Here is a 21,584-nt window from a genome sequence, read left to right as displayed (position 1 = left end):
CCCCGTTGCCGGTGATGCTAGCGCGCCCGGACCTCCACGGGCCGCACCACCGGCGACTGAGATTTCAGCCAGATGACGGCGGCAATCGCCGCCACCACGAAAACCCAGTTGTAGGGGTCGTAGGTGAACCACCGCAGCCAGGGGATCCCGAACTTGTGGAACAGGCCCGTGTAGTAGGCATCGGGGACCATGCGGTCGATCTGGGTGACCGGAAACCCGCGATAGGTCCGCCAGACGAACGTCGCCAGCAACAGGCCCAGGACGGCCGAACCGGACAACACCAGCGTCATCCACTGCCGCGCCTGCATGACCATGTGCACCCCGATGACCAGCAGCGGGACCACCCAGACCCAGTGGTGACCCCACGACATCGGGGACACGACGGTGCCGGTCATACCGACCATGGTCACCGCCAGCAACTCGTGCCCCCGGCGATGGGCCATGGACGCGGCCACCATCCCCAGTGCGAGCGCGGCGACCGCCAGGGTGATCCAGACCAGCGCGTTGGGGTGCTCGGTCTGCCAGAGATTGGCCAGCGCGCCTCGGATCGACTGGTTCCCCACGGTGTTGGGCGCACCGACACGTTTGGAGTCGATGAACGTGCCGGTCCAGTACTGCCACGAATCGCGCGGCAGGATCGCGAAGCCCAGCACGATGGTTCCGACGAATCCGGCGCAGGCCAGCCACACCGCCCGCCAGTTCCGATTGATCACCAGATACAGCACGAAGATCAACGGCGTCAGCTTGATCCCGGCTGCGATACCGACACCCAGCCCGCGGATACGACTGTGTTTGCCCTGCAACAGATCCCACATGATCAGCAACATCAGGAAGACGTTGATCTGGCCGTACCACATGGTGGTGCGAACCGGTTCCATGAGCGTGCTCACCAGGACCAACGCGATCGACAACGTGCGGATCGGCCAGTCGATCCGGTAGCCGAGGTACTTGAAGCACATGACGATCACGAAATAAAGCGCGATGAAGATGCCCGCCATCCAGACCACCCGCGCCATCTCGACCGTCATCAACGCGAACGGGATGAACACGACCACCGACGCCGGGGCGTAGGTGTAGTCCATGACTCCGACGAACTTCGCCTCGTAGAGCCGGTCACCGTCCAGGACGGCCTGCGCACCTTGCCGGTACACCTCGAGATCGAGTTGGTTGCCGAACAGACCCCAATAAGGGGTGTCGAGCGGGACCGCGAGATGCTGTAGGTACACGGCCAGCAGGCCGAGGACCACCGCTCCCGCGATGATCAGGGCCGGTCGCGGCAGGGTCGGGTCAGATTTGTTCTGCAAGCAACTTGTCCGCTGCAGCCAGCAACACACACGTTGCCACCCCGTTCATCGCCGAACGGAGTTCTTCGATACCGGGGAATGTGGGCGCCAAGCGGATGTTGCGGTCGTCGGGGTCGCTCTTGTAGGGAAATGCCGAACCGGCACCGGTCAGCGAAATCCCCGCCTCCTTGGCGAGTTCGATCACCCGGCGGGCGGTGCCGTCGACCACGTCGAGGCTGATGAAGTAGCCGCCGTCGGGTTCGGTCCAGGACGCGACCTTCGCATCCCCCAACCGGTCGGACAAGATCTCCAAGACCAACGCGAACTTCGGCAGCAGCAGTGCGCGATGCTTGGCCATGTGCTCCCGGACGCCGTCGGCGTCGCCGAAGAAGCGCAGATGCCGCAGCTGATTGAGCTTGTCCGGGCCGATCGTCTTCACCCCGGCATGACGCTGATACCAGGCCAGGTTCTCCGCCGATGACCCGAAGAAGGCGACGCCGGCGCCTGCGAAGGTGATCTTCGAGGTCGAGGCGAATAGGTAGACGCGGTTGGGGTGGCCTGCCTCGGCCGCGAGACCGAGGATGTCGATCGGTTCGGGCGGCACCTCGAGCAGGGTGTGGACGGCGTAGGCGTTGTCCCAGAAGATCCGGAAGTCGGGGGCCGCCGCGGGCAGCGAGACCAGCGCGCGGGCAACCTCGTCGCTGTAGGTGGCGCCGGTCGGGTTGGAGTATGTGGGGACACACCAGATGCCTTTGATCTGGGGGTCGGCCGCCACGAGTTCAGCGCACACGGCGACGTCGGGGCCGTCCGGATTCATCGGGACCGCGATCATCTCGATTCCGTACGACTCGGCGATGGAGAAGTGCCGGTCGTAGCCCGGCGACGGGCACAGGAACTTGATCGGGCCGTGCACCCAGGGAGCCACCGAGTCCGGGGTTCCGTGCAGGAGCCCGAAGATCACCAGGTCGTGCATGTATTCCAGGCTGGCGTTACCGCCGGCGAGCAGATTGTCGGCGGGGATGCCCAGCAGCTCACCGAAGATCTCGCGAAGTTCGGGCAGGCCGGTCAGACCGCCATAGTTGCGGCAATCGGTCCCATTCGCATCCCGGTAGACATCGGCCCCCGGCAGCGACAACAGGTCGGCCGACAGATCGAGCTGCTCCGGCGAAGGCTTGCCGCGGGTGAGGTCGAGCTTCAGACCGGCTTCGATGAGCTTCTGGTACTGCTCGCGCAGGTCCGCTTGGGTGGCGGTCAGCTGGCTGGCACTCATCGAGTGAAAGTTCACGACGGCCTTTCGCCCGGAACATCACTCGCCCCGGAACTGTAGTTGTGGGCGCGAGCACCCTCGACGGCGTTATTGCTCCGAACAAAGTAGGGGACCCCGCGCACCCGACAGAGCCCGCTGACCCTTGCTGCCTTCCGGCCCTGGGGGAGTTCACAGGATGCACGCCGCGCGGGATCCGTTGTCGAGTGTAGCGGGCCCGATCCACAGGCGAAAACCCACCAACAGGTCGAGCTCCGAGCAGGCAGGTTTTGGGAGGTCACGTAATTACCGGTAGGCTGCCGGACGGAGGATTCGCCTAGTGGCCTATGGCGCTCGCCTGGAACGCGGGTTGGGTTAATAGCCCTCAGGGGTTCGAATCCCCTATCCTCCGCCACGGGCACGACCGAGCCGGCGCACACGAGCAGTGTGCGCCGGTTTTCTCTTTCCTTTCGCAAATATCCCCTTTACCTGCGGTCTTCGACGGCATACTCGCCTCCTGGTTCCGGGGAAAAGAATTTCACCCATGCATCGAAATAAGCGATCCTACGGAGCCTTTTGCTATAGTTCTGGCGTCTGAGACGAATACGTCCAACATGTGGCGCGAATAGTGGGGGCTCAATGGCCAGGAAACAGATCGTTCAATTCATCGACGACCTCGACGGGAGCGTCCTCGACGATTTCGTCACAGTCCGGTGGGCACTGGGCGACAAGCAGTACGAGTTCGACACCTCCCCGGAGCATGCCGACGAGTTCTATGAGTCGCTCGAGAAGTATGTCGCGATATCGCGTCGAGCGGAGTCGGTCCGGCAGAGCCGCAACACCTCTCGCGCCGCCCAGCCCTCCCGCGACGTGTCCGTGATCCGGGAATGGGCCCGCGAGAACGGTTACGAGGTCAATGCTCGTGGCCGCGTGCCGGCCTCGATCATCGAAGCGTTCGACGCCGCGCACTGACTCGCGGGCACCAGGGGCGGCCCATCACAGCCGGCTCTCCAGGCGCGCCGACAGGCCCGCCTCCTGGAGATCGAGCCGCTCGAGCATCGCACGGACGGCTTCATCGTCGATGTCACCCGCGTCGCGACTGTCGATCAGGGCCTCCCGTTGCGCCTGCAGCACACGGCGATACAGCGTCGCGAAGGTTTCGGCCCGTTCTGTGTGCGCTTCGGGATCCGGCATCTCTTCGGCGTCTCGGGACTGCCTCGCAACCGTGGTGCGGATGTAGTCCACGGTGGAGGAGTCGAGACCGTCTGGCGGCGCGGCGACGAAGTCCTCGATGACGCCGTCCGATGCGAAGTGCACGATGCTCTCGGCTTTCGATGTCTCCCGCTGGACGTACCGTTCTTCTTCTTCGGAGTGCAGATGGAGTCTGGCGATCATCCACGGCAGTGTGGTGCCCTGGATCAGGATCGTCCCGACCGCCACCACGAACGCGATCGCCTGAATCGCCGATCGCTCCGGGAACGGTTCACCCGATTCGAGCGTCGCCGGTATGCCTGACGCGGCCGCCAACGTCACCACCCCGCGCATGCCGGTCCACGAAACCACCAGGCTTTCCTGGAAAGTCAGCTTTCTGCGATCTATCTTGTCCCGCCACGACCGCAACTTCGCACCGGAGCGTCGCGGAGGTCTGTCGGGTTTGTCGGCAACCTTCTTTCGCGGACGAGGTGCCCGCGGACCCGCAGAGATCTCCATTTCCGCCGCAGTGGTGGACATATGACTGCTCAGCAACCCGCGACCGAACATGAGGAACACACAGAGCGGCCGGATCACGAGAACCACGAACAGTACGACCACCGATGCGACGGCGACCCCCACCAGCGATTCCCGCGCCTCCCGCAGGTCGTCGATGATGAACCGGAGCTGTAACCCGATGTAGGCGAACACAAATGCTTCGAGCAGGACGTCTACTGAATTCCACACGTACCGCTCCTGCAACCTCGTCTGGTACCCGGCGTGCACGGACCCCGACCCCACCACGAAGCCTGCGATCACGACCGCCAGCACGCCCGAGGCGTGCAGGTGCTCGGCGGCAACGAAGGCCGCGAACGGCACCACGAACCCGAGAACCGTTTCCAGTGCCGGGTTCTTGAGGTGACGACGGATCCACAGCGTCCCGAATCCCATGACCACACCTACGATGGGCCCGAGTACGGCGTTGTATCCGAAGAGCAGCAACGGATTACCGATGAACGAATGGGTACCCGCGATCTGCGACACCGCGATGGCGAACAGGGACAACGCCGCCGCGTCGTTCACCAGCGACTCACCGGTGAGGATCGCCATGACCCGCTTGGGCAGGCCCAGCTTTCGACCGATCGCCACCGCCGTCACCGCGTCCGGGGGTGCCACGATCGCGCCGAGCAGCAAGGCCAGGAGGAACGTGAACTCGGGGATGAAGAGGGTTGCCACCAAACCCACGGAGAAGGCGGTGACCACCACCATCGCCACACCGAGGCCCAGAATCGGTTTGATGTTCCGCAGGAAGCTGGGGAATGAGAAGTTCAGCGCAGCCGAATACAACAGCGGCGGTAACACCACCGTGAGCAGGATGTGCGATTCCAGCTCGACCCGGGGCAACCCCGGGATGAAGGAGATGAGCAGTCCGACCACCAGGATGATCAAGGCCGGCTGCATGCCGCGGCGATCCGCGAACGCGGTGACGATAACGGCGCCCACCAGCACCAGAAGGAGCAGTTCCATGGGCGGATTGTGTCAGCTGGGGTGTGTTTTCGCTGGGTGTCGGTCCGCCGCTACGGCGTGACCGTCAGTCGTCGCCACCCGGCTCTTCAGGCCGCGCCCGGGACGGTTGCACCCGCTTGGGCTCCCCCGGCATCTTCGGATAGCTCGGCGGATACGGCATGTCCCCCAGGCCGTCGGCCTCGTCTCTCTCGATGAGTTCGATCAATGAGTCGAGACTGCCGCGCCGAGAATCGATGTCGGCCATCGGATCGCCGCGGCGATCGAGTAGGGCGGGAACGGTGGCGATGGTGCAGTCCAACGGGTCGACGTCGACCAGCTCGTCCCAGCTCACCGGGGTCGAGACGGTCGCAGTCGGGGTGCGCCGGGCGGAGTAGCCGGCGGCAATCGTGCGGTCGCGGGCGTTCTGGTTGAAGTCGATGAAGATCCGCTCACCGCGCTCCTCCTTCCACCACGACGTCGTGATCGCGGAACTGTCGCGTCGCTCGAGTTCACGGGCCAGCGCGATCACCGCGCGACGACCCACGATGAAGTCCCACCTGGGTTCGATCGGCACATAAACGTGCAGACCACGGCCGCCCGAGGTCTTGGGGTAGCCGTGCAGTCCGAGTTCGTCGAGCAGTGGCCGCAACACGTCGATCGCGACGCGGCGGGCATCGGAGAAGTCGGTCCCCGGTTGGGGATCGAGGTCGATGCGCAACTGGTCCGGGTGATCGTTGTCGGGTGCGATGGTCGGCCAAGGATGGAACGTCACCGTACCCAGGTTGGCTGCCCAGACGATGTCCTGGGCGCTGGTGGTGCGGATGGCGTCGGCCTTACGCCCTGACGGGAAGGTGATGGAGGTCGACTGCACATGCTCGGGACGTTTTGCCGCAACCCGCTTCTGGTAGATCTCCTCGCCCTCGATGCCATCAGGGAAGCGCTGCAAAAACGTCGGCCGATCCCGCAGCGCCGTCAGCAACGCACCCTGTAGCGCGACGGCGCGATAGTACTCCACCAGATCTCTTTTGCGACCGCCCTTTTCGCCGAGCTGCGGGAAGTAGATCTTGTCGGGGTTGGACAGCCGGACGGCGGTGCCGTCGACGTCGAGTTCCTCAGCGGGTGATCTGGCCATCAGTCCTGTCCCTCCAGCACGTCGAACAGATCATAGGTCAACGGCACTTCCAGCTGCTCATAGCCGCAACTCTCGGGGTCCCGGTCGGGACGCCACCGCACGAACTGGACGGTGTGCCGAAAGCGCGGCCCTTCCATCTGGTCGTAGCCGACCTCGACCACGAGCTCCGGCCTGATCGGAATCCATTGCGCAGAGCCCTTTTCCTTCCAGCGGCTCGGCTCGCCCTCTGCGACATTGTCGGGGTCGAGTCGCATCGGTTCGAGCAGCTTCTGCAGTTCGATCCGCTTGGCGTCCGAGAACGCACCCGCACCACCGATCATGCGTAGGTCTCCGTCGGCATACAGACCCAGGAGCATCGAACCCAGTCCGGTGCCGCTCTTGTGCACGCGGTAGCCGATCACCACGCAGTCGGCGCTGCGTTTGTGTTTGACCTTGATCATCTCCCGTTTGCCGGGCACATAGAGTCCGTCCAACCGCTTGCTGACCACACCGTCGAGGCCGGCTCCTTCGAACTCAGAGAACCAGTTCTGGGCCAGGTCAGCATCGGTGGTCACGCGGCTCACGCGGCACCGTCCGGTGCCCGGGATGGATTCGAGCAGCGCTTCGCGGCGCGTGGAGAACGGCTCCCTGGTCAAGTCGTTCCCGCCGGCTGCCAGTGCGTCGAAGCCGATGAACATCGCAGGCGTCTGTTCGGCGAGCATGGTCACCCGTGACTTCGCCGGGTGGATCCGGACCGAGAGGGCGTCCCAGCTGAGTCGGCGGACCCCGTCGAACACCGCCTGCACCCCGATCTCACCGTCGACGACGACCTTGTCGGGCAGCTCATCTCGCGCCGCCTCGACCAGTTCCGGAAAATACCTGCCCAGGTCTTTGCCACCGCGGGAGCCGATGACCACCTCGTCGCCGTCACGAAAGATGATTGCCCTGAACCCGTCCCATTTCGGTTCGTGCGACCACACCGCTGCGCCCGCCTCATCCGGAATCTTGGCAGCGGCCTTGGCCAGCATCGGCGTCGCCGGGGGCATCACTGGTAGGTCCATGATGTTCCATACTTCCACTTGTAGGCTCGGTGCCGTGGAAAAACGCCCCGCCGGACGCTACGCGCCGTCACCGTCGGGAGACCTGCACCTCGGAAACCTACGGACGGCGTTGCTGGCCTGGATGTTTGCGCGCACCACTGATCGCGCCTTCGTGATGCGGGTGGAAGATCTCGACCGGGTCCGCCCAGGATCGGAGCAACGCCAGCTCGACAGTCTCGCGTCGCTCGGGATCGACTGGGATCAGCCCGTGATGCGGCAGTCGCAGCGACTACCCCACTACAACGCCGTCATCGACGACCTCCGCGAGCGCGGACTGACGTACGAATGCTTCTGCACCCGACGCGAGATCCTGGAAGCGCCGACGGCGCCGCACGCCGCAGCAGGCGCATATCCGGGAACCTGCCGCGACCTCAGCACCTCCGCTCGCCGGGCGAAGATCGACGCCGGCCGGCCCCCCGCGATCAGACTCCGCTGCGAGCGTGACGAGTTCACGGTGACGGACGTGGTCAAGGGGGTGCACACAGGCGACGTCGACGACTTCGTTCTCCGGCGGGGAGACGGAATCGCAGCGTACAACCTCGCCGTCGTCATCGACGACCACGCCCAAGGTGTCGACCAAGTGGTACGCGGCGACGATCTGTTGAGTTCGGCTCCTCGACAGAGCTATCTCGCGGACCTGTTGGGACTGCCGGCCGTGACCTACGCCCACGTGCCGCTGGTGTTGAACACCCAGGGACAACGGCTGGCAAAGCGAGACGGCGCCGTGACACTCGATGATCTGGCGACGAAAGGCGTCGACGCGCACCAGGTCTTGTCACTCATCGCGGAGTCACTGGGACTGGGTGCGCCGGGTGAGGAGGTCTCCGCACAAGAGATGCTCGGCCGGTTCGATCCGCGGACGCTGCCAGAGCATCCGTGGCGAATCGAGCCGGCCGAACTGGTGGAGACGATCAGGCGGCGACGGGAGCCACCGGCCCACCGGTGAGCACGCGATACGCGTAGACACCGGCGAGCAAGGTCACCGGGATGGTGACGAGCAGACCGATGAGGCACAGGATCGCACCGCCGATGTTCAACAGGACACACACCAGGGCCAGCGGGAGCAGTTGGCCCACGTTGTCTGTCGTCAACTTGAAGCTCGCCTTGATCGCAGCAATCGGATCCAGATCCCGATCGATCACAAAAGTCAGCGAATACCACAGCAGGTAACCGGTGATCAGGACCGGCAGGAAGCAGAGGATGAACGCGACCGCGTTGATCAAACCGACCAGGATGGCCACGGCAAAGACCGGGGCCAAGCTCTTGAATCGGAAGAAATCACCGAAACCGGGCTTCACACCGTCGGTTTCGCTGAGCGCGCCGCGCGTGAACGCAGCCTGGAAGATGATCGACACGATGACCGAGACCAGCGAGCCGATGATGCTGAGGATCGAGAAGCTGGCGGCCACGGTCAGATCATCCGAATTGGTGTACCTGTCCCAGCTGAATGCCGCATTGATCACGCCGGACACCACGACAGCGATGAGGCACATGCCGATCCAGACGCCGGCATTGCCCTTGAAGCGGGCCCAACCGTAACCGAGTGCGTCACCGACGCTCACCGTGGCAGGCTGGCCGCCGTATCCGGGCTGGCCACCGAAACCTTGCTGACTCGGATCGCCGTACGAAGGCGGTGGGGGCGGGAATCCACCCGGGCCCTGCCCTGGCGGAGGGTAGCCACCGGGCGGCGGCGGGTAACCGCCTTGCGGCGGCGGGTAACTGCCTTGCGGCGGCGGGTAATTGCCCTCCTGTGGCGGATAGCCACCCGGAGGGGGCGGAGGCGGATTCGCGCCATCCGGCTTGTTCAGATTCGGTCCGTCATCATTCGGGGGATAATTGCTGGTCATCTAAACTCCCTGTGTCGTTGTCGAGGCGGTGCAACGAGCGGCCCGGACAATCGGTGTGCCCCGCGCTCGAGGCAACCATATCGGTCAGAAGGCAACAATTAGCCGCGAAAACTTCATTGAGGCTGTCATTCTTCACCCGACGTCATACCCGCCAACCAAAGAACTCAGACTGACAACGACGTTTGTCAGAGCTCCGGCTCGGTTCGCCAGACGGCAGGCCGACGCCCGGAGTGCCCTCCTACCCCCTGGCGAGCGGGTTTAGGAACTTTCAAAGTCATTCGGACAGCTGAACGTCACCAAACATTCGGTTCACGGCGCGAGAAAGACCCAACCGCTATTGCACAACGACGGCCGCACCCATGACGGCGCCTCTCACCAGTGCGAGCGTCTCCGTCTGCGATGGATCGTCAGTCGTACGTCAGCCGGGCCCACCGCTCGACTCTGACTCCGGCTGTTCGCGGGTATGCCGGGCTTACACTCACCCCACATCGACGAACCGCAGAGCACGACTTCGCGTGAGAGGATCTAGCGACATGAGTGGACCGCAGTACCCAGGCCCCGACCCCTCTGATCCAGGCAGCAATCCCCTTCCAGGCCCGAATCTGGGGAAGAACAGTCCTGAAGGCCCACCCCCAGGCGCTTATCCGCCGCCCCAGAGCAGCTACCCGTCCTCCCCTGGGAGCTTTCCGCCCCCACCCCCGGCTACCTCGCCGTACGGCCAGGAGGCAGCTGTCAGTGCCGGTGGCAACGCCGAAATCGGTATACGTTTCGGTGCGCGAGTCATCGACGCCATCATCGTGTATGTACCGGTACACGTAGTCACCTTCATATTTTTGCTTTTCACACCGCTTCTTCTTGCACTAGCTGTGGCGGTTCTGCTCGCGTTCGCTGGCTACTACTACTTCATTTACTTTGAGACGCAACAGGGCGGTGCCACCCCTGGCAAGAAAGTACTGAGCCTCACAGTGCTCGGAGCACAGGGCGGCATCCCGACCGTCGATGAATCGGCGAAGAGGAACATTTTCATGCTGGCTGGCGCTCTCACTGCGTTACCAATCATCTTTGTTTTTCTAGTCTTCGGTCTCATCTGGCTCGGCCTGGTGATCGCTATCGTGATCACCGTCAGCAGCGATCCGCTCAATCAGGGTTGGCACGACAAGTTTGCAGGCGGCACCAAGGTCGTTAAGCCCGCCTAGTTGCGACGGCCAGGAAGGTTGTGCACGGTGTGGCTGCGGTAGATAGGTCAGGACCGCCGGTCGGTGTGGTCACCACAACTACAGCGACTAGCAACAGGTCCTCGTGTCCCACGCTAATGCCTTGCTCGCCCCTAAGTGCAGAATGAAACTCGCGATGACCATCGTCGTTGACGGTTGGACGATCCGGCGGGCCGCCGAACGGTTCCAGTGCTCACCGACCACCGCCAATAAGTGGGCCGATCGCTACCGTGCCGCACTCCGACCAAGACCGAACGGCGAATTATCAACCTGCGGTTCACACGCCGTTGGGGACCACACCGCATCGCCTCCCACCTGCACCTCTACCCCGTAGCACCGTCGGAGCGGCCCCACGACGTTTCAAAATGCCCTCGTTGCGGTATCTGGACCGGAGCACCAGCCTGCCGATGCGAACGCCCAAGCCGGTTCTCTACGAACATGATGCGCTGCCGAGCGATCTGGTCCATCGACATCAAAAGCTCGGGAGGATCCCCGACTGCGGCGGCCACCGCAAGGTCGGACGCCGGGGGGCCAACCGCTACCACACTCGGAAGGGTTACGCGTTGATTCACCGCACCGTCGACGACCACTCCCGGCTGGGGTTTTCTGAGAACCTTTGCGATGAGAAGAAGAAGGAGACTGCCTTGGCGTTTTGGATCCGCGCCAACACCTACTTCAACCTCATGGACATCGTCGTCCAACGGGTCCTCACTGACTACAGATCTTGTTACCGCTCACTGCTATTCACCGAAACATCCGGTGGCGGCATCATACATAAACGGACTCGGCCGTACCGGCCGCAGACCAAGCGGCAGAGCCGAACGGTTCAACCGTACGTTTAACAATGCATTGGCCTCCGCCCAGACCTATCTCTTCGACGATGCCCGCGCCGCCTCCTAGCAGGACTGGGTCCATGCCAAGCTTGATTATCTGCAACCGCCTAATAGAAGGGCCCTTGGTAACCATTGCTGCCGACGCGTTGAAGCGTATAACCGTCCTGGTCAGTACACGAAGTTGGAACACTCGCAAAGAAGCACTGTTCCGTATCCATTCGACCCTTTTGGACCAATACCCATTCATCTCCGACGTCCTGCACAGGACGAATTCTCCAACCATCGCTCAACTTCTTGCGGGTAGTGACGTCGATGACAGGAGAATCCGAATCATTCGCTATGTATAGATAGTTTCTGTAGTTTGCGAAACGATAGTCAGCTATCCCAGCGAAGTCGGCGCCTTCGACACCGAATAACGTCAACCCCGACCCAATATCGTACAGCTTGAGCGACTCAGGACCCTCGCGCCCCGGCATGTTTACAAGGAGAGTCTCATCAACCTGCTCTGTAACCGCAGGTTGATCTACACCCAGTTCTATAGTACTCCCATTCTCGGGGTTGAAGTAGTAGACAGAATTGTTCTTAGGCCGATACCTTTCAATAAAGTATCCGGTTGACATCGAGTGGGGATCTGAAGTTGTGTTAGTTATATACGATTCATCGATATTATCTAGCAAAACTCGACCGCTCGCTGCATCTCGAATTATTACCCGCGTTTCAGGTAGGGACTGCTGTACCAAGAATGTGCTTCGGTCGTAGTCGAAGTTCACGCCGTCGTCCTGCGTGCGCCAGACGACAGCAAGACTTGCTGGACTGAAGGCAACGATTGCGCCGGCACCACCGGAATAACGAGCGACTGTTGCACCCTCCGTTGGGAAAATCTGTGTCGGCAGTCCGTAAATTTCTGGCGATATGATGGCTTCTTTTCGAAAGTTTTTGTCCGTTACCCCTATTGCCGTAATTGCTGTTGTCGAACTCTCTGGCTGCAAACCAGATGACGGCGTGTGGAAGGTCCAGAAATAGAGGACGACAATATTGTCAGGAGTGCCGGCCAGGACGCATTTGTTAGCGGTCAGTTGCGAACCCGTGGGGACTGTTGGCACAGGTGGGCTATATAATCTCCCGGTCTTAGTGTCAAACACCGCGGGGGGACTGAACGATGACTGGCCCTCCTTGCAGGGTTTATAGATAGTCCCCATGGCCTGCGCCATTCCGGTGATGTCTAGGTCGACGACTTCAGGAGGTTTCTGCGAGGTCTGTGTAGTCGAGGGCAACACAGACTTGCCCGCAGGCAGGGAAGATGGCGCGGCCGTTGTGCTCGATTGCGCTGCCGGAGCCTCCTCCGGAGCGGACGAGCACCCGGACACCGTCACGGCTAGAAACAGCGCTACGAAAGTGACCCACCGGAACCGGAATCTGTCTTGCATAATTAACCAATCCTGAAAGTAGTATGACTGGACGTTCGAGATAACCTGACGCCTAGACGGCACGGCGGTCAGGACCTATCGGAGTTACACCTGATGCCGAACTGAGGGTGAGCACTTGCTCAAGACTTCGCCTACCGGACCGCTTAGCGAACTCTTACAAGCGAGTTTGCGACCCACAAATCGGTCTCGCCGTCGGACCGAAGGCAGAGGACCGCCACGAATGCCCCAACCCAGACCCGACCGGGAGGTCAATATGAGGGCTGCATTCAGAAACAGTTTCAGCGAGGTCGCACTCCTCATCATTTTCTTTGCCATTTCGCGAGTAACGCGCACGAACTCCGGGGTCACCGCGTTCACGACCTCCATTCGAAAGCGTGACCACTTAACTTGAAGATATTTTGGGACCAAACGGCCGAGGTTGCTCTCGACCGAGCAATACCCAGCGCGGCGGTTTATGGGAGACGCGCCTATTGTGGCCGTTCGTCCTGCTGCATGGTAGCCCGAGGCATCCGCGTTGAAGCTTGAATCCCGCGGTTCATTTTGACGACGGCGTAGATGCAACCTGCAGCAATAGCAGCGAAGACAAACATGCGGAAGACGTATGTGCCCGTGCCTGGCACGTCGATGTCTGTGCCATCCAGAATCCTATTCGCCGTATTGATCGTGGCGGCGCCAATGATCGCGCCAATAACCTTAATTACGGCTAGTACGCCGCCTACAAGTGCGATTCCCCAAACCGCCATGTTGTGCGAAAGCTTCGTCCCTATCGCAATGAAGAAATAGGCAAGTCCTGCCCAGGCCGCGTACATGAATAAGTCGAGAAGGAGCGCATCGTTCGCCGAGTAGACGAATACGCTGATCACGAGTGAGATGAGAGTCGCTGCTGCGTACACCCCGATGACTATGCCGGCGTCGTTCTTGCGTGCCGATTGCACAATCGGCCAACTTGAAAGCAATTCTCCACGAGTGCCCGCGGTCATTAGCGACTCGATAGATTTCTTCGCCATGCCGACTTCCTTACGACTGAGAGGACAGTCCACCATCATTCAGCGACGGTTGACCCGGTTTAGAGCATCTCGCGGGCGGACCCATCTCACAGATCAGGGAGCTTGAACGAGATAGTCAGCCTAACAGCGAATTACGTACTGGATATGGGTAAGACCGTAGTATGAACGTACGAACTTTAGTTGCCCTGCCGCTTCAAATCGTACCGAGCAGTCGTCCGACGGGACCACGACGGACGAATCGGCCAAGCGAAACAGCTGGATGCTCCTCTTTGTCCTCACCTGGTTTCCCATTCTGGGGATTATCGCCATCCTCGCCTGGATTGGTCTGGTGATCGCCATCGCCGTCACCATCAACAGCGACCCAAGGAACCGAGGTCTACACGACAAGTTCGCCGGCGGAACCACCGTCGTCCGAACCGGCTAGTTCACGCCTTCTTGGTGCCCGCGTAGTACCGACGAAGAAAGTCGTCCCGGTATTCGTAGTAGGTGCCATCGATGATGGCCTGGCGCGCCCGCTCCACCAACGTCACGATGAAATGTTCGTTGTGAATGGTGCAGAGGGTTGCTGCCAGGCCTTCTTTGGCTTTGAACAGGTGATGGATGTACGCGCGGGTGTACTGCGTTGTGTAATTGTCCATCTCGGGGTCCAGCGGACGGAAGTCTCGGCGGAAGCGGCTGTTGGTCACGTTGTAGCGGCCATCGCGTGAATAGATGGCCCCGTTGCGCGCAACCCGCGACGGAGACACGCAGTCGAAGGTGTCGATGCCGCTCTCGATCGCGGTGAAGATGTCGTCGGGCTCACTGATCCCCAGCAGATGCCGCGCCTTGTCTTGCGGCAGTTCCTCGTTGACCCACCGGACGATCGTCCCCAGGTTCTGCTTTTCGAGCGCGCCCCCGATGCCATAGCCACCGAATCCCCGGCCACCCTCGGCGACGTCGATGTCGCTCATCGCCACGAGGTCGCGAGCCGCCTTGCGCCGCAGGTCCTCGTATTGCGCACCCTGGATCACGCCCCACAGGGACTGCATCGGCCGATGAGCACGGGCCGCGGTGAGGCGATTGTGCTCGGCCAGACAGCGGATTGCCCACAAACGGGTGCGCTCGAGCGAGGTCTCTTGGTAATCACGGGTATTCATCAGCGTGGTCAGCTCGTCGAACCCGAAGATGATGTCGGCTCCGAGCTGGTGCTGGATCTGCATCGAGACCTCCGGGGTGAACCGGTGGGTGGACCCGTCCAGATGCGATTTGAAGGTGACGCCGTCATCGTCGACCCTGGCCAGGCGCTCCTTGCCCTCGGCGATCACCTCGTCGTTCTGCATGCCGGTCACATCCATGGCGATGACCTTCTTGAACCCCGCGCCGAGCGACATCACCTGGAACCCGCCGCTGTCGGTGAAGGTCGGGCCAGGCCAGTTCATGAACTCACCGAGACCGCCGGCCTCGTCGATGATGTCGGGGCCAGGCTGCAGGTACAGGTGATACGCGTTGGCGAGCACCGCCTGCGCGCCCAGGTCGCTGACGGCCTCGGGTACAACCGTTTTCACGGTCGCCTTGGTTCCGACCGGCACGAACGCAGGCGTGTTGATCTGCCCGTGCGGGGTGCTGATCACCCCGGTACGGCCGAGGGTGCCGGACAAAGAGGTCCCGACCGTAAATGTACGGTCGGGACCTTGATCGATATCACTCACCGATGCATCTTCCCAGTCAGCAGCCCTGCCCGGCAAAACGCTCGGCGGACGATCAGACCTTCGATGCCACGCGCTCGTCGGACTCCGCCTGTTCGGCTGCGAGGGTCTTGTTAAGTTTCTCACCCTCGATGTCGACGTTGGGCAGGATCTTGTCCAACCACTTCGGCAGCCACCAGGCTTTGTCGCCGAGCATCGCGAGCACCGCCGGGATCAGTGTCATCCGGACGATGAAGGCGTCGAAAATCACCGCCGCGGCAAGGGCGAATCCGATCGCCTTGATGAACACCATGTCCTGCAGCATGAACGCGGCGAACACCGAGACCATGATGGCGGCAGCGGCCGCCACCACGCGAGCGCTTTGACTGAACCCGCTGACCACGGCCTCCTTGGCCGGCGTTCCGTGTACATACGCCTCACGCATGCGACTCACCAGGAACACCTGGTAGTCCATTGCGAGACCGAACACGATGCCGATCAGGATGATGGGCAGGAAGCTGACCAAAGGTTGCGGATTGCCCACCAGGCCGAGGTCGCCGTTGGTGAAGATGGCCACCGTGGCGCCGAAGGTCGCGCCGATGCTGAGCAGGAAGCCCAGTGCGGCGGTGAGCGGGACCAGGATCGACCGGAAGACGATCATCAGCAGGATGAATGCCAGGCCGACGACGACGATCAAGTACGGGATGAGCGCCGAGGACAACTGATCCGAGACGTCGATCTCGATGGCGGTCTGACCGGTCACGCCATAGGTCAGGCCGGTCCTGTCGGTGACGCTCGATTCGAGGCCACGCAGATCCTTGACCAACTGCTGGGTGGCATCGTCGCCGGACGCACTGGCCGGGAGCACCGAGATGATCGCGGTGTCCTTGGATTCATTCAGATCACCCGGGCTGATGACCGCGGTGGCGACATCGTCGACACCCTTGATCTGGTTCACCAGGCCGTTGAAGGCCTCGATCCGCTGGCCCTCGTCGGCGATACCGCTGCCGTCGGCCACCACCACGAACGGGTTGTTCTGGCCCGGGCCGAAGCCCTCGGCGACCAGGTCGTAGGCCTTGCGCTGGGTGGTGCTGGGGTCTCCGTTGCCGTCGTTCGGCAGGCCGAGCTTGAGCCCACCGATCGGGATGGCGAGCAGGCCGAGGATCACGATCGACCCGATCACGAAGATCGCGGGACGCTTGACGACCTGGTTGACCCAGCGCTGACCGTTGTGGCGACGGGCCGGGTCGTGTGGCGTGACGTCCGGTGGGTTGAGGAACTTGAGCCGTCCGGCGAACACCTTGTTGCCGAAGATCCCGAGGATCGCGGGCAGCAGAGTCAGGGCGACCAGCACGGCCACCAACACTGTGCCGGCAGCAGCCAGACCCATGGCGGTCAAGAAGGGGATGTTCACGATGAACAGGGCCGCGAGGGCGATGAACACGGTGGCGCCGGCGAAGACAACTGCCGAACCCGCTGTGCCCACGGCCTTACCGGCCGCCTCGGCCCGGGACTTCGACGTGTGCACCTCATGTCGATACCGCGAGACGATGAACAGTGCGTAGTCGATACCGACCGCGAGACCGATCATCGTCGCGAGGATCGGGGTCTCCGAGCTCAAGTCGAAGAAGAACGTCGCCGCGGTGACACCGAGCATGCCGATGATGACGCCGACGAGCGCGGTGATGAGTGGCATGCCCCAGGCCACGAGCGAGGCAAAGGTCAGGATCATCACGATGGCCCCGACGCCCATACCGATCAGCTCGGAGGTGAACCCGATTGCCGGCTGCGGCAACGCAGTACCCGACATCTCGACTGTCAGACCACTGGCCCGCGCCGAGTTCGCGACGTCCTCCATCTGGGTGTGAGCCGTGGAGGAAACGTCCGCTGCTGCCTCGACGTCGAAGGCCGCGCCGAGCTGAGCGATCGTGGCATCGGAGTTGATCGGTGAACTCGCCTGCGCATCCGCCTGTGCCTGCTGCGGCGTCTTTCCGAAAGTCTGCTCCTGGTACTGCACGATCGCGTCCCGACCGGGACCCGGATTCTGCTGCGTTCCGAAGGTATCGAACGGATTGGCAATCGACTCCTCAGGAGCCTTGACCCCATCGAACTGCTTCATCTGCTCGACCATGGTGTTGATCGCGGACTGATACTGCGGCTCGGTCAGGTTCGACCCGTCTGGAGCCTTGATGACGTACTTGACGCTGACGTTCTCGTCGAACTTGGGCTTCTCGGGGAAGGCCTCGATCATCTGGTTCTGCGCCTTTTCCGACGGGATACCAGGGATCGAAAAGCTCTCGGACGTGGGCTTCGACAACGTCGCGGCGGCGACCCCCATCCCGACGAGCACCAACAACCAGATCGCGATCATCTTGAATTTGTTCAGATAAGCCCATCTGCCTATCCGATAGAGATGAGTGGCCACGTGCTGGTCCTTCCGTTCTTGGTCGTACAGGGAGGTTTGTCGGCGAGGTCGCGTGTGCGAACTCAGGTTTGGTGGGGCGTCGCCGGAACAGATCCGGCCAGGCCGCTTTTGGTGAGTCGGAAGGCTTCACCGAGGAACGTGCGTAGATCTGTGTCCGCCGGCACCAGGCCCTCGGTCCACATCTCCAGCGCGACCCGCATGGTGCCGACCGCGTTCGTGAAAACGAGTCGTTCGATCAGACCCAGTTCCGTCTGCTGCCCGCGAGCACTGATGACCCCTTCGAACCGGGCCTTCTGCGCGGAGACCACACCGTCGTGCGTGTGATGGTCGGCCAAGGCCGGCTCGCTCTCGAGCAAGCGGATCAGGGTCATGAACTGTCCGGGCTCGGCGTCGGGGCTGCAGGCGATTTCGGTCAGCGCGTACTCGACCGAGTCCCAGAGCACTTCTGACGCAGGCCGGGATTCGATGAGCTCGGCCAGTCGCTCGAGCATCACACCGACGAAGTAGATCAGTGCGTCTTCTTTACCCGAGAAATAGTTGTGGAAGGTCCGGGTCGAGACGCCGACCTCTGCGGCAACTGTGTCCACCGAGACCGACTCGAGGCCGCGGTCCGCCGCGTGACGAAGCACCGCGGTCGCCAAGGCGAGCCGGGTGGCTGCCTTCTTCGATTCCCGTAGACCCATCTGCTGCATGACTGCCAGCGTACGGAACTTGCAGATCGCTGCAAATTTTCCTGCTTGTGCAACTTTGTCGAATCTGTCACTCGTCATCCCGATAATGACCGGCGTCACACATGACTGCCACGGTCACCAGGGGTCACTAAGGGGTGTTTCGTTCGATACGGTTGTCGCCATGCGCACACGCCTACCTCGGTTCATCGGAAGTGCTGTGATGGTCGGCGGTCTGGTGGCCGTACTGGCCGCCTGTGGTGGCGACGAGTCGACCGCGTCGGAAACACCATCCGCTACGACGGGCCCCGCGTCGTCCGCGCCGGCGGACCCCAGCCCGAGCCGCACCGCGTCCGCCCAGAATTCCAACGCCCCGGCGGTGCCCGGACCCTCGCTCCCTCCGGCGACGTCGATACCCGATTCGAAGAAACTGCCCGATGTCGAGGGCACCCGGTGCGACACTGTGAACGGCCCCGACGGTGCATTGCACGTCATCATTTTTCCTGGAGGTTCTGTGGACTGCGCAGTGGTGATGCCGATCGCCAAGGAGTACGGCCCGAAGATCGCTACCGGGAGTCCCCAGAAGGTGAGCGGTTGGGATTGTGGCCCGTCGCAGACCCGCGGAGTGCTCTCACGCTGCACCAAGGGCAGCGACGCCTTCGGATTCTCGATCGAATAGCAATGGGAACACCGGCGTCGCGCGACGCGTACTTCGAAACCGGGCTCGACATCCTGGCCAACGAGGGTTACGGGGCCCTGAAACTCTCAGAGGTGTGTAACCGTCTCGGTGTCACCACCGGATCCTTCTACCACTTCTTCAAGAACTGGGGCGCCTACACCGAGGCACTGCTCCAATACTGGCTCAAAACCCGGACGGTGAGGCAGATGGAGGCCGCCCGGGCCATCCCCGACCCCTTCGAGCGGGTCAGACTGCTCATCCAGGTGGGCCTGGCACTTCCGCACGGCGCCGAGGCGGCGATCCGCACCTGGAGCAGTGTGAGCCCCGATGTGCGGCCGATCCAGGAAGAGGTGGACAAGAACCGTTATGCCATCGTCTACGAATCGGCGTTCGACCTGCTCGGCGACGTCGAGACGGCGCAAGGGTTCGCCAGCTGGGCCATCTACATCCTCATCGGTTACGAGCAGGCCGCACTGCCGCACGACGTGAGTTCGCTCGGGTGGGTGGCTCAGCAGATGCTCGACTCACTGGCGCTGCAGGCCGGATTGAACGTCAGCGGTAGTTTAGAAAATCAATAGTTTAGGAACCATCCATATCAGGTGCGGCTTCGAATAAGAGAAGCCCGCTACATCGCACATGATGAGGAGAGTTCAGATGATTCGAATCGCGCGTACAACCTTGGGTGTTCTTGCTGCCACGGCCGGAACCGCCGCGCTGGCGTTCGCCGCCGCACCCGCAGCCTCGGCTGCACCGCCGCAGGTGTCCATCTGTCCCGGTCTTCCCGGCCAGGCGACGTCCACCGACCAGTGCATCGTCAGCTCCGGTCCCACCGGACTCACGCTGGCCATCACCATCGACGGTGGCGAAGCGAGCGTGGCAGGCGACAACTTCTCAGGTCCCGCTGCCATCGCCATCGGCGAAGGAGCCACTGTTAACATGACCGGCGTCAACCCCGGTCTCTCGATCGGCATCGCCGGCCCCGGCGGCGAGGTGACCGTGAACGGCCAAACCGCTCCGACCTGCGTGGGCGGCCTCGGCTTCGCAGGCGATTTCCAGACCGGCAAGGGCTGCCTCAACAACGGCACCGTGCAGATCCCTCTCGGCTGAGAAAACCGATACTGCCCTTACTTCATCCACAGGTGCTCTAAGTTCGAATTCGCACCGTGTCGCACTGCCTGCGGCCTGGGCACCTGTGGATGGAGGGGCAGTGCTTCGGACAGTGTTCGACGAGGAACATGAAGCTTTTCGCAAGGTCGTGCGCGACTTCATCAGTCGAGAAGTCGCTCCCGTGCACCACGACTGGGAGCTGCAGGGCCACCCGCCGCGCGAGTTCTACAACAGACTGGGCGAGCTGGGCATCCTCGGCATCGAAGCCCCCGAGGAGTTCGGTGGCGGCGGCGCCAAGACGTTCAAATTCACCGCAGTCGTCACCGAGGAAGCGGCCCGCGCCGGGGTCACCTTTGGCTCGTACTCGGTGCACTCGAACCTGATCCTCCCGTATCTCGTCGAATACGCGACCGAGGAACAGAAACAGCGCTGGCTACCCGGATTCGTCTCGGGCGACATCATGACGGCGATCGCGATGACCGAGCCCGGAACCGGCTCCGATCTGGCCAACATCTCCACGACGGCCAAGCTGTCCGAGGAGGGTGACCACTACATCCTGAACGGCGGCAAGACCTTCATCACCGGCGGCGCACTCGCCGATCTCATCCTCGTGGTCTGCCGCACCGCCGCCAGCACCGAAGACAACCGCCGGTCCGGGCTGACGATCCTGTGTGTCGACACGACATCCGAAGGCTTCACTGTCGGCCGAAAGATCGACAAGATCGGGTTGAAGGCCTCCGACACCGCCGAATTGAACTTCGACAACGTCCGGGTACCGGTGACGGACCGCCTGGGCGACGAAGGCGAGGGCTTCAACTATCTGACCCACAACCTCGCGCAGGAACGCCTCACTATCGCCCTGCAGGCATCCGCGTCCGCGCAGGCGGCGCTGCAGCACGGCATCAACTACGTCAGAGAACGCACGATTTTCGGCAAACCGCTCGCGGCGTTCCAGAACACGAAGTTCGTACTGGCCGAATGCGCGACGGACGTCGACGCCATCGTCCTGATGGCCGATCGCGCGCTGGAACTGCACGACGCCGGCGACCTGTCGGTGGCCGATGCCGCAAAAGCGAAGCTGTTCTGCACCGAGGGCGCAGGCCGCGTCATCGACAAGTGCCTACAGCTACACGGCGGCTACGGGTACGTCACCGAATACCCGATCGCCAGGCTCTACGCCGATGCGCGCGTCTCCAGGATCTACGGCGGCACCAGCGAGGTCATGAAGACCATCATCGCAAAATCCCTCGGCATCTAGTCGATCTCGCCGTCACAACCC

At 62.3% G+C, this 21,584-nt stretch carries 19 protein-coding genes, 1 tRNA gene, 1 other RNA gene and 1 pseudogene; 10 read left to right on the top strand and 12 right to left on the bottom strand.

The window, feature by feature from the left end; genetic code table 11:
- Positions 1–17: 17 nt before the first annotated feature.
- The 3 genes from J3S28_RS15985 to ffs all read right to left on the bottom strand — a co-directional run bounded on the left by J3S28_RS15985 (position 18) and on the right by ffs (position 2,748).
- A complete protein-coding gene (locus tag J3S28_RS15985) occupies positions 18–1,304 on the bottom strand; it encodes a glycosyltransferase 87 family protein (protein ID WP_237341630.1) in 1,287 nt (428 codons plus the stop codon).
- Positions 1,288–2,568 (bottom strand): aspartate aminotransferase type Ic, encoded by a 1,281-nt coding sequence (locus tag J3S28_RS15980; RefSeq protein ID WP_207841709.1) that lies wholly within the window; start codon positions 2,566–2,568, stop codon positions 1,288–1,290. Before J3S28_RS15980 ends, J3S28_RS15985 begins: the two co-directional genes overlap by 17 nt.
- A gap of 85 nt (positions 2,569–2,653) precedes the next feature.
- Positions 2,654–2,748: signal recognition particle sRNA small type (ffs, locus tag J3S28_RS15975), an RNA gene on the bottom strand.
- Between the two features lie 104 nt (positions 2,749–2,852).
- Between ffs and J3S28_RS15970 the strand changes: the two genes are divergently transcribed.
- Together J3S28_RS15970 and J3S28_RS15965 are read left to right on the top strand one after the other, a co-directional pair.
- Positions 2,853–2,941: transfer RNA gene (locus tag J3S28_RS15970), tRNA-Ser, on the top strand.
- 224 nt (positions 2,942–3,165) lie between these two features.
- Entirely contained in the window at positions 3,166–3,498 is a 333-nt protein-coding gene (locus J3S28_RS15965; protein WP_207841708.1) for a histone-like nucleoid-structuring protein Lsr2, read from the top strand.
- Positions 3,499–3,522: 24 nt separating this feature from the next.
- Here J3S28_RS15965 and J3S28_RS15960 read toward each other — a convergent pair whose 3' ends face one another.
- The 3 genes from J3S28_RS15960 to J3S28_RS15950 all read right to left on the bottom strand — a co-directional run bounded on the left by J3S28_RS15960 (position 3,523) and on the right by J3S28_RS15950 (position 7,395).
- Positions 3,523–5,244 (bottom strand): cation:proton antiporter, encoded by a 1,722-nt coding sequence (locus tag J3S28_RS15960; RefSeq protein ID WP_207841707.1) that lies wholly within the window; start codon positions 5,242–5,244, stop codon positions 3,523–3,525.
- A gap of 64 nt (positions 5,245–5,308) precedes the next feature.
- On the bottom strand, positions 5,309–6,355 hold the full coding sequence (locus J3S28_RS15955; RefSeq protein WP_207841706.1) for a DNA polymerase domain-containing protein: 1,047 nt from the start codon (positions 6,353–6,355) through the stop codon (positions 5,309–5,311).
- Positions 6,355–7,395: an ATP-dependent DNA ligase gene (locus J3S28_RS15950; protein WP_207841705.1), complete on the bottom strand. Its 1,041-nt coding sequence runs from the start codon at positions 7,393–7,395 to the stop codon at positions 6,355–6,357. The genes J3S28_RS15955 and J3S28_RS15950 overlap by 1 nt, the downstream gene beginning before the upstream one ends.
- A 34-nt stretch (positions 7,396–7,429) precedes the next feature.
- On the opposite strand from J3S28_RS15950, the gene gluQRS reads away from it, so the two are divergent.
- The gene (gene gluQRS, locus J3S28_RS15945; protein WP_307797176.1) at positions 7,430–8,380 is read left to right on the top strand and encodes a tRNA glutamyl-Q(34) synthetase GluQRS; all 951 of its coding nucleotides are present in this window, start codon (positions 7,430–7,432) and stop codon (positions 8,378–8,380) included.
- Here gluQRS and J3S28_RS15940 read toward each other — a convergent pair.
- Positions 8,346–9,281, bottom strand: coding sequence for a DUF2189 domain-containing protein (locus J3S28_RS15940; protein ID WP_207841704.1), 936 nt, complete (start codon positions 9,279–9,281; stop codon positions 8,346–8,348). The two genes, gluQRS and J3S28_RS15940, sit on opposite strands and share 35 nt — an antisense overlap.
- Before the next feature lie 533 nt (positions 9,282–9,814).
- Between J3S28_RS15940 and J3S28_RS15935 the strand changes: the two genes are divergently transcribed.
- Positions 9,815–10,477 (top strand): RDD family protein, encoded by a 663-nt coding sequence (locus J3S28_RS15935; RefSeq protein ID WP_207841703.1) that lies wholly within the window; start codon positions 9,815–9,817, stop codon positions 10,475–10,477.
- A 103-nt stretch (positions 10,478–10,580) separates the two neighbouring features.
- Positions 10,581–11,392 (top strand): annotated as a pseudogene (locus J3S28_RS28375) (transposase family protein); the annotation flags it as partial.
- Positions 11,393–11,435: 43 nt separating this feature from the next.
- Here the strand turns inward: J3S28_RS28375 and J3S28_RS15920 are convergent.
- Together J3S28_RS15920 and J3S28_RS15915 are read right to left on the bottom strand one after the other, a co-directional pair.
- Positions 11,436–12,431 (bottom strand): hypothetical protein, encoded by a 996-nt coding sequence (locus tag J3S28_RS15920; protein WP_207841700.1) that lies wholly within the window; start codon positions 12,429–12,431, stop codon positions 11,436–11,438.
- A gap of 791 nt (positions 12,432–13,222) precedes the next feature.
- On the bottom strand, positions 13,223–13,762 hold the full coding sequence (locus tag J3S28_RS15915) for a hypothetical protein (RefSeq protein ID WP_207841699.1): 540 nt from the start codon (positions 13,760–13,762) through the stop codon (positions 13,223–13,225).
- A gap of 259 nt (positions 13,763–14,021) precedes the next feature.
- Here J3S28_RS15915 and J3S28_RS15910 point away from each other — a divergent pair, with 259 nt between their 5' ends.
- On the top strand, positions 14,022–14,186 hold the full coding sequence (locus J3S28_RS15910; RefSeq protein ID WP_207841698.1) for a hypothetical protein: 165 nt from the start codon (positions 14,022–14,024) through the stop codon (positions 14,184–14,186).
- A gap of 1 nt (position 14,187) precedes the next feature.
- On the opposite strand, the gene tgt is transcribed toward J3S28_RS15910, so the two are convergent.
- From tgt to J3S28_RS15895, 3 genes are all read right to left on the bottom strand, one after another.
- Positions 14,188–15,450: a tRNA guanosine(34) transglycosylase Tgt gene (tgt, locus tag J3S28_RS15905; RefSeq protein WP_207841697.1), complete on the bottom strand. Its 1,263-nt coding sequence runs from the start codon at positions 15,448–15,450 to the stop codon at positions 14,188–14,190.
- Positions 15,451–15,502: 52 nt separating this feature from the next.
- A complete protein-coding gene (locus J3S28_RS15900) occupies positions 15,503–17,851 on the bottom strand; it encodes an MMPL family transporter (RefSeq protein WP_207841696.1) in 2,349 nt (782 codons plus the stop codon).
- 62 nt (positions 17,852–17,913) lie between these two features.
- Positions 17,914–18,543 carry a TetR/AcrR family transcriptional regulator gene (locus J3S28_RS15895; RefSeq protein WP_207841695.1) on the bottom strand — a complete coding sequence of 210 codons (630 nt, stop codon included), beginning with the start codon at positions 18,541–18,543 and terminating at the stop codon, positions 17,914–17,916.
- 160 nt (positions 18,544–18,703) lie between these two features.
- Between J3S28_RS15895 and J3S28_RS15890 the strand changes: the two genes are divergently transcribed.
- The 4 genes from J3S28_RS15890 (at position 18,704) to J3S28_RS15875 (ending at position 21,563) form a co-directional block, all read left to right on the top strand.
- Entirely contained in the window at positions 18,704–19,198 is a 495-nt protein-coding gene (locus tag J3S28_RS15890) for a hypothetical protein (RefSeq protein WP_207841694.1), read from the top strand.
- A gap of 2 nt (positions 19,199–19,200) precedes the next feature.
- Positions 19,201–19,776 (top strand): TetR/AcrR family transcriptional regulator, encoded by a 576-nt coding sequence (locus tag J3S28_RS15885; RefSeq protein ID WP_207841693.1) that lies wholly within the window; start codon positions 19,201–19,203, stop codon positions 19,774–19,776.
- Positions 19,777–19,852: 76 nt separating this feature from the next.
- Positions 19,853–20,305 (top strand): DUF6764 family protein, encoded by a 453-nt coding sequence (locus J3S28_RS15880; RefSeq protein WP_207841692.1) that lies wholly within the window; start codon positions 19,853–19,855, stop codon positions 20,303–20,305.
- Between the two features lie 100 nt (positions 20,306–20,405).
- Positions 20,406–21,563: an acyl-CoA dehydrogenase family protein gene (locus J3S28_RS15875; protein WP_207841691.1), complete on the top strand. Its 1,158-nt coding sequence runs from the start codon at positions 20,406–20,408 to the stop codon at positions 21,561–21,563.
- Positions 21,564–21,584 lie beyond the last annotated feature (21 nt).

Origin of the sequence: Williamsia soli (assembly GCF_017377795.1) — a bacterium.
GTDB classification, from domain to species: Bacteria; Actinomycetota; Actinomycetes; order Mycobacteriales; family Mycobacteriaceae; genus Williamsia; species Williamsia soli.
This window is presented reverse-complemented; position numbering and strand designations above follow the sequence as displayed.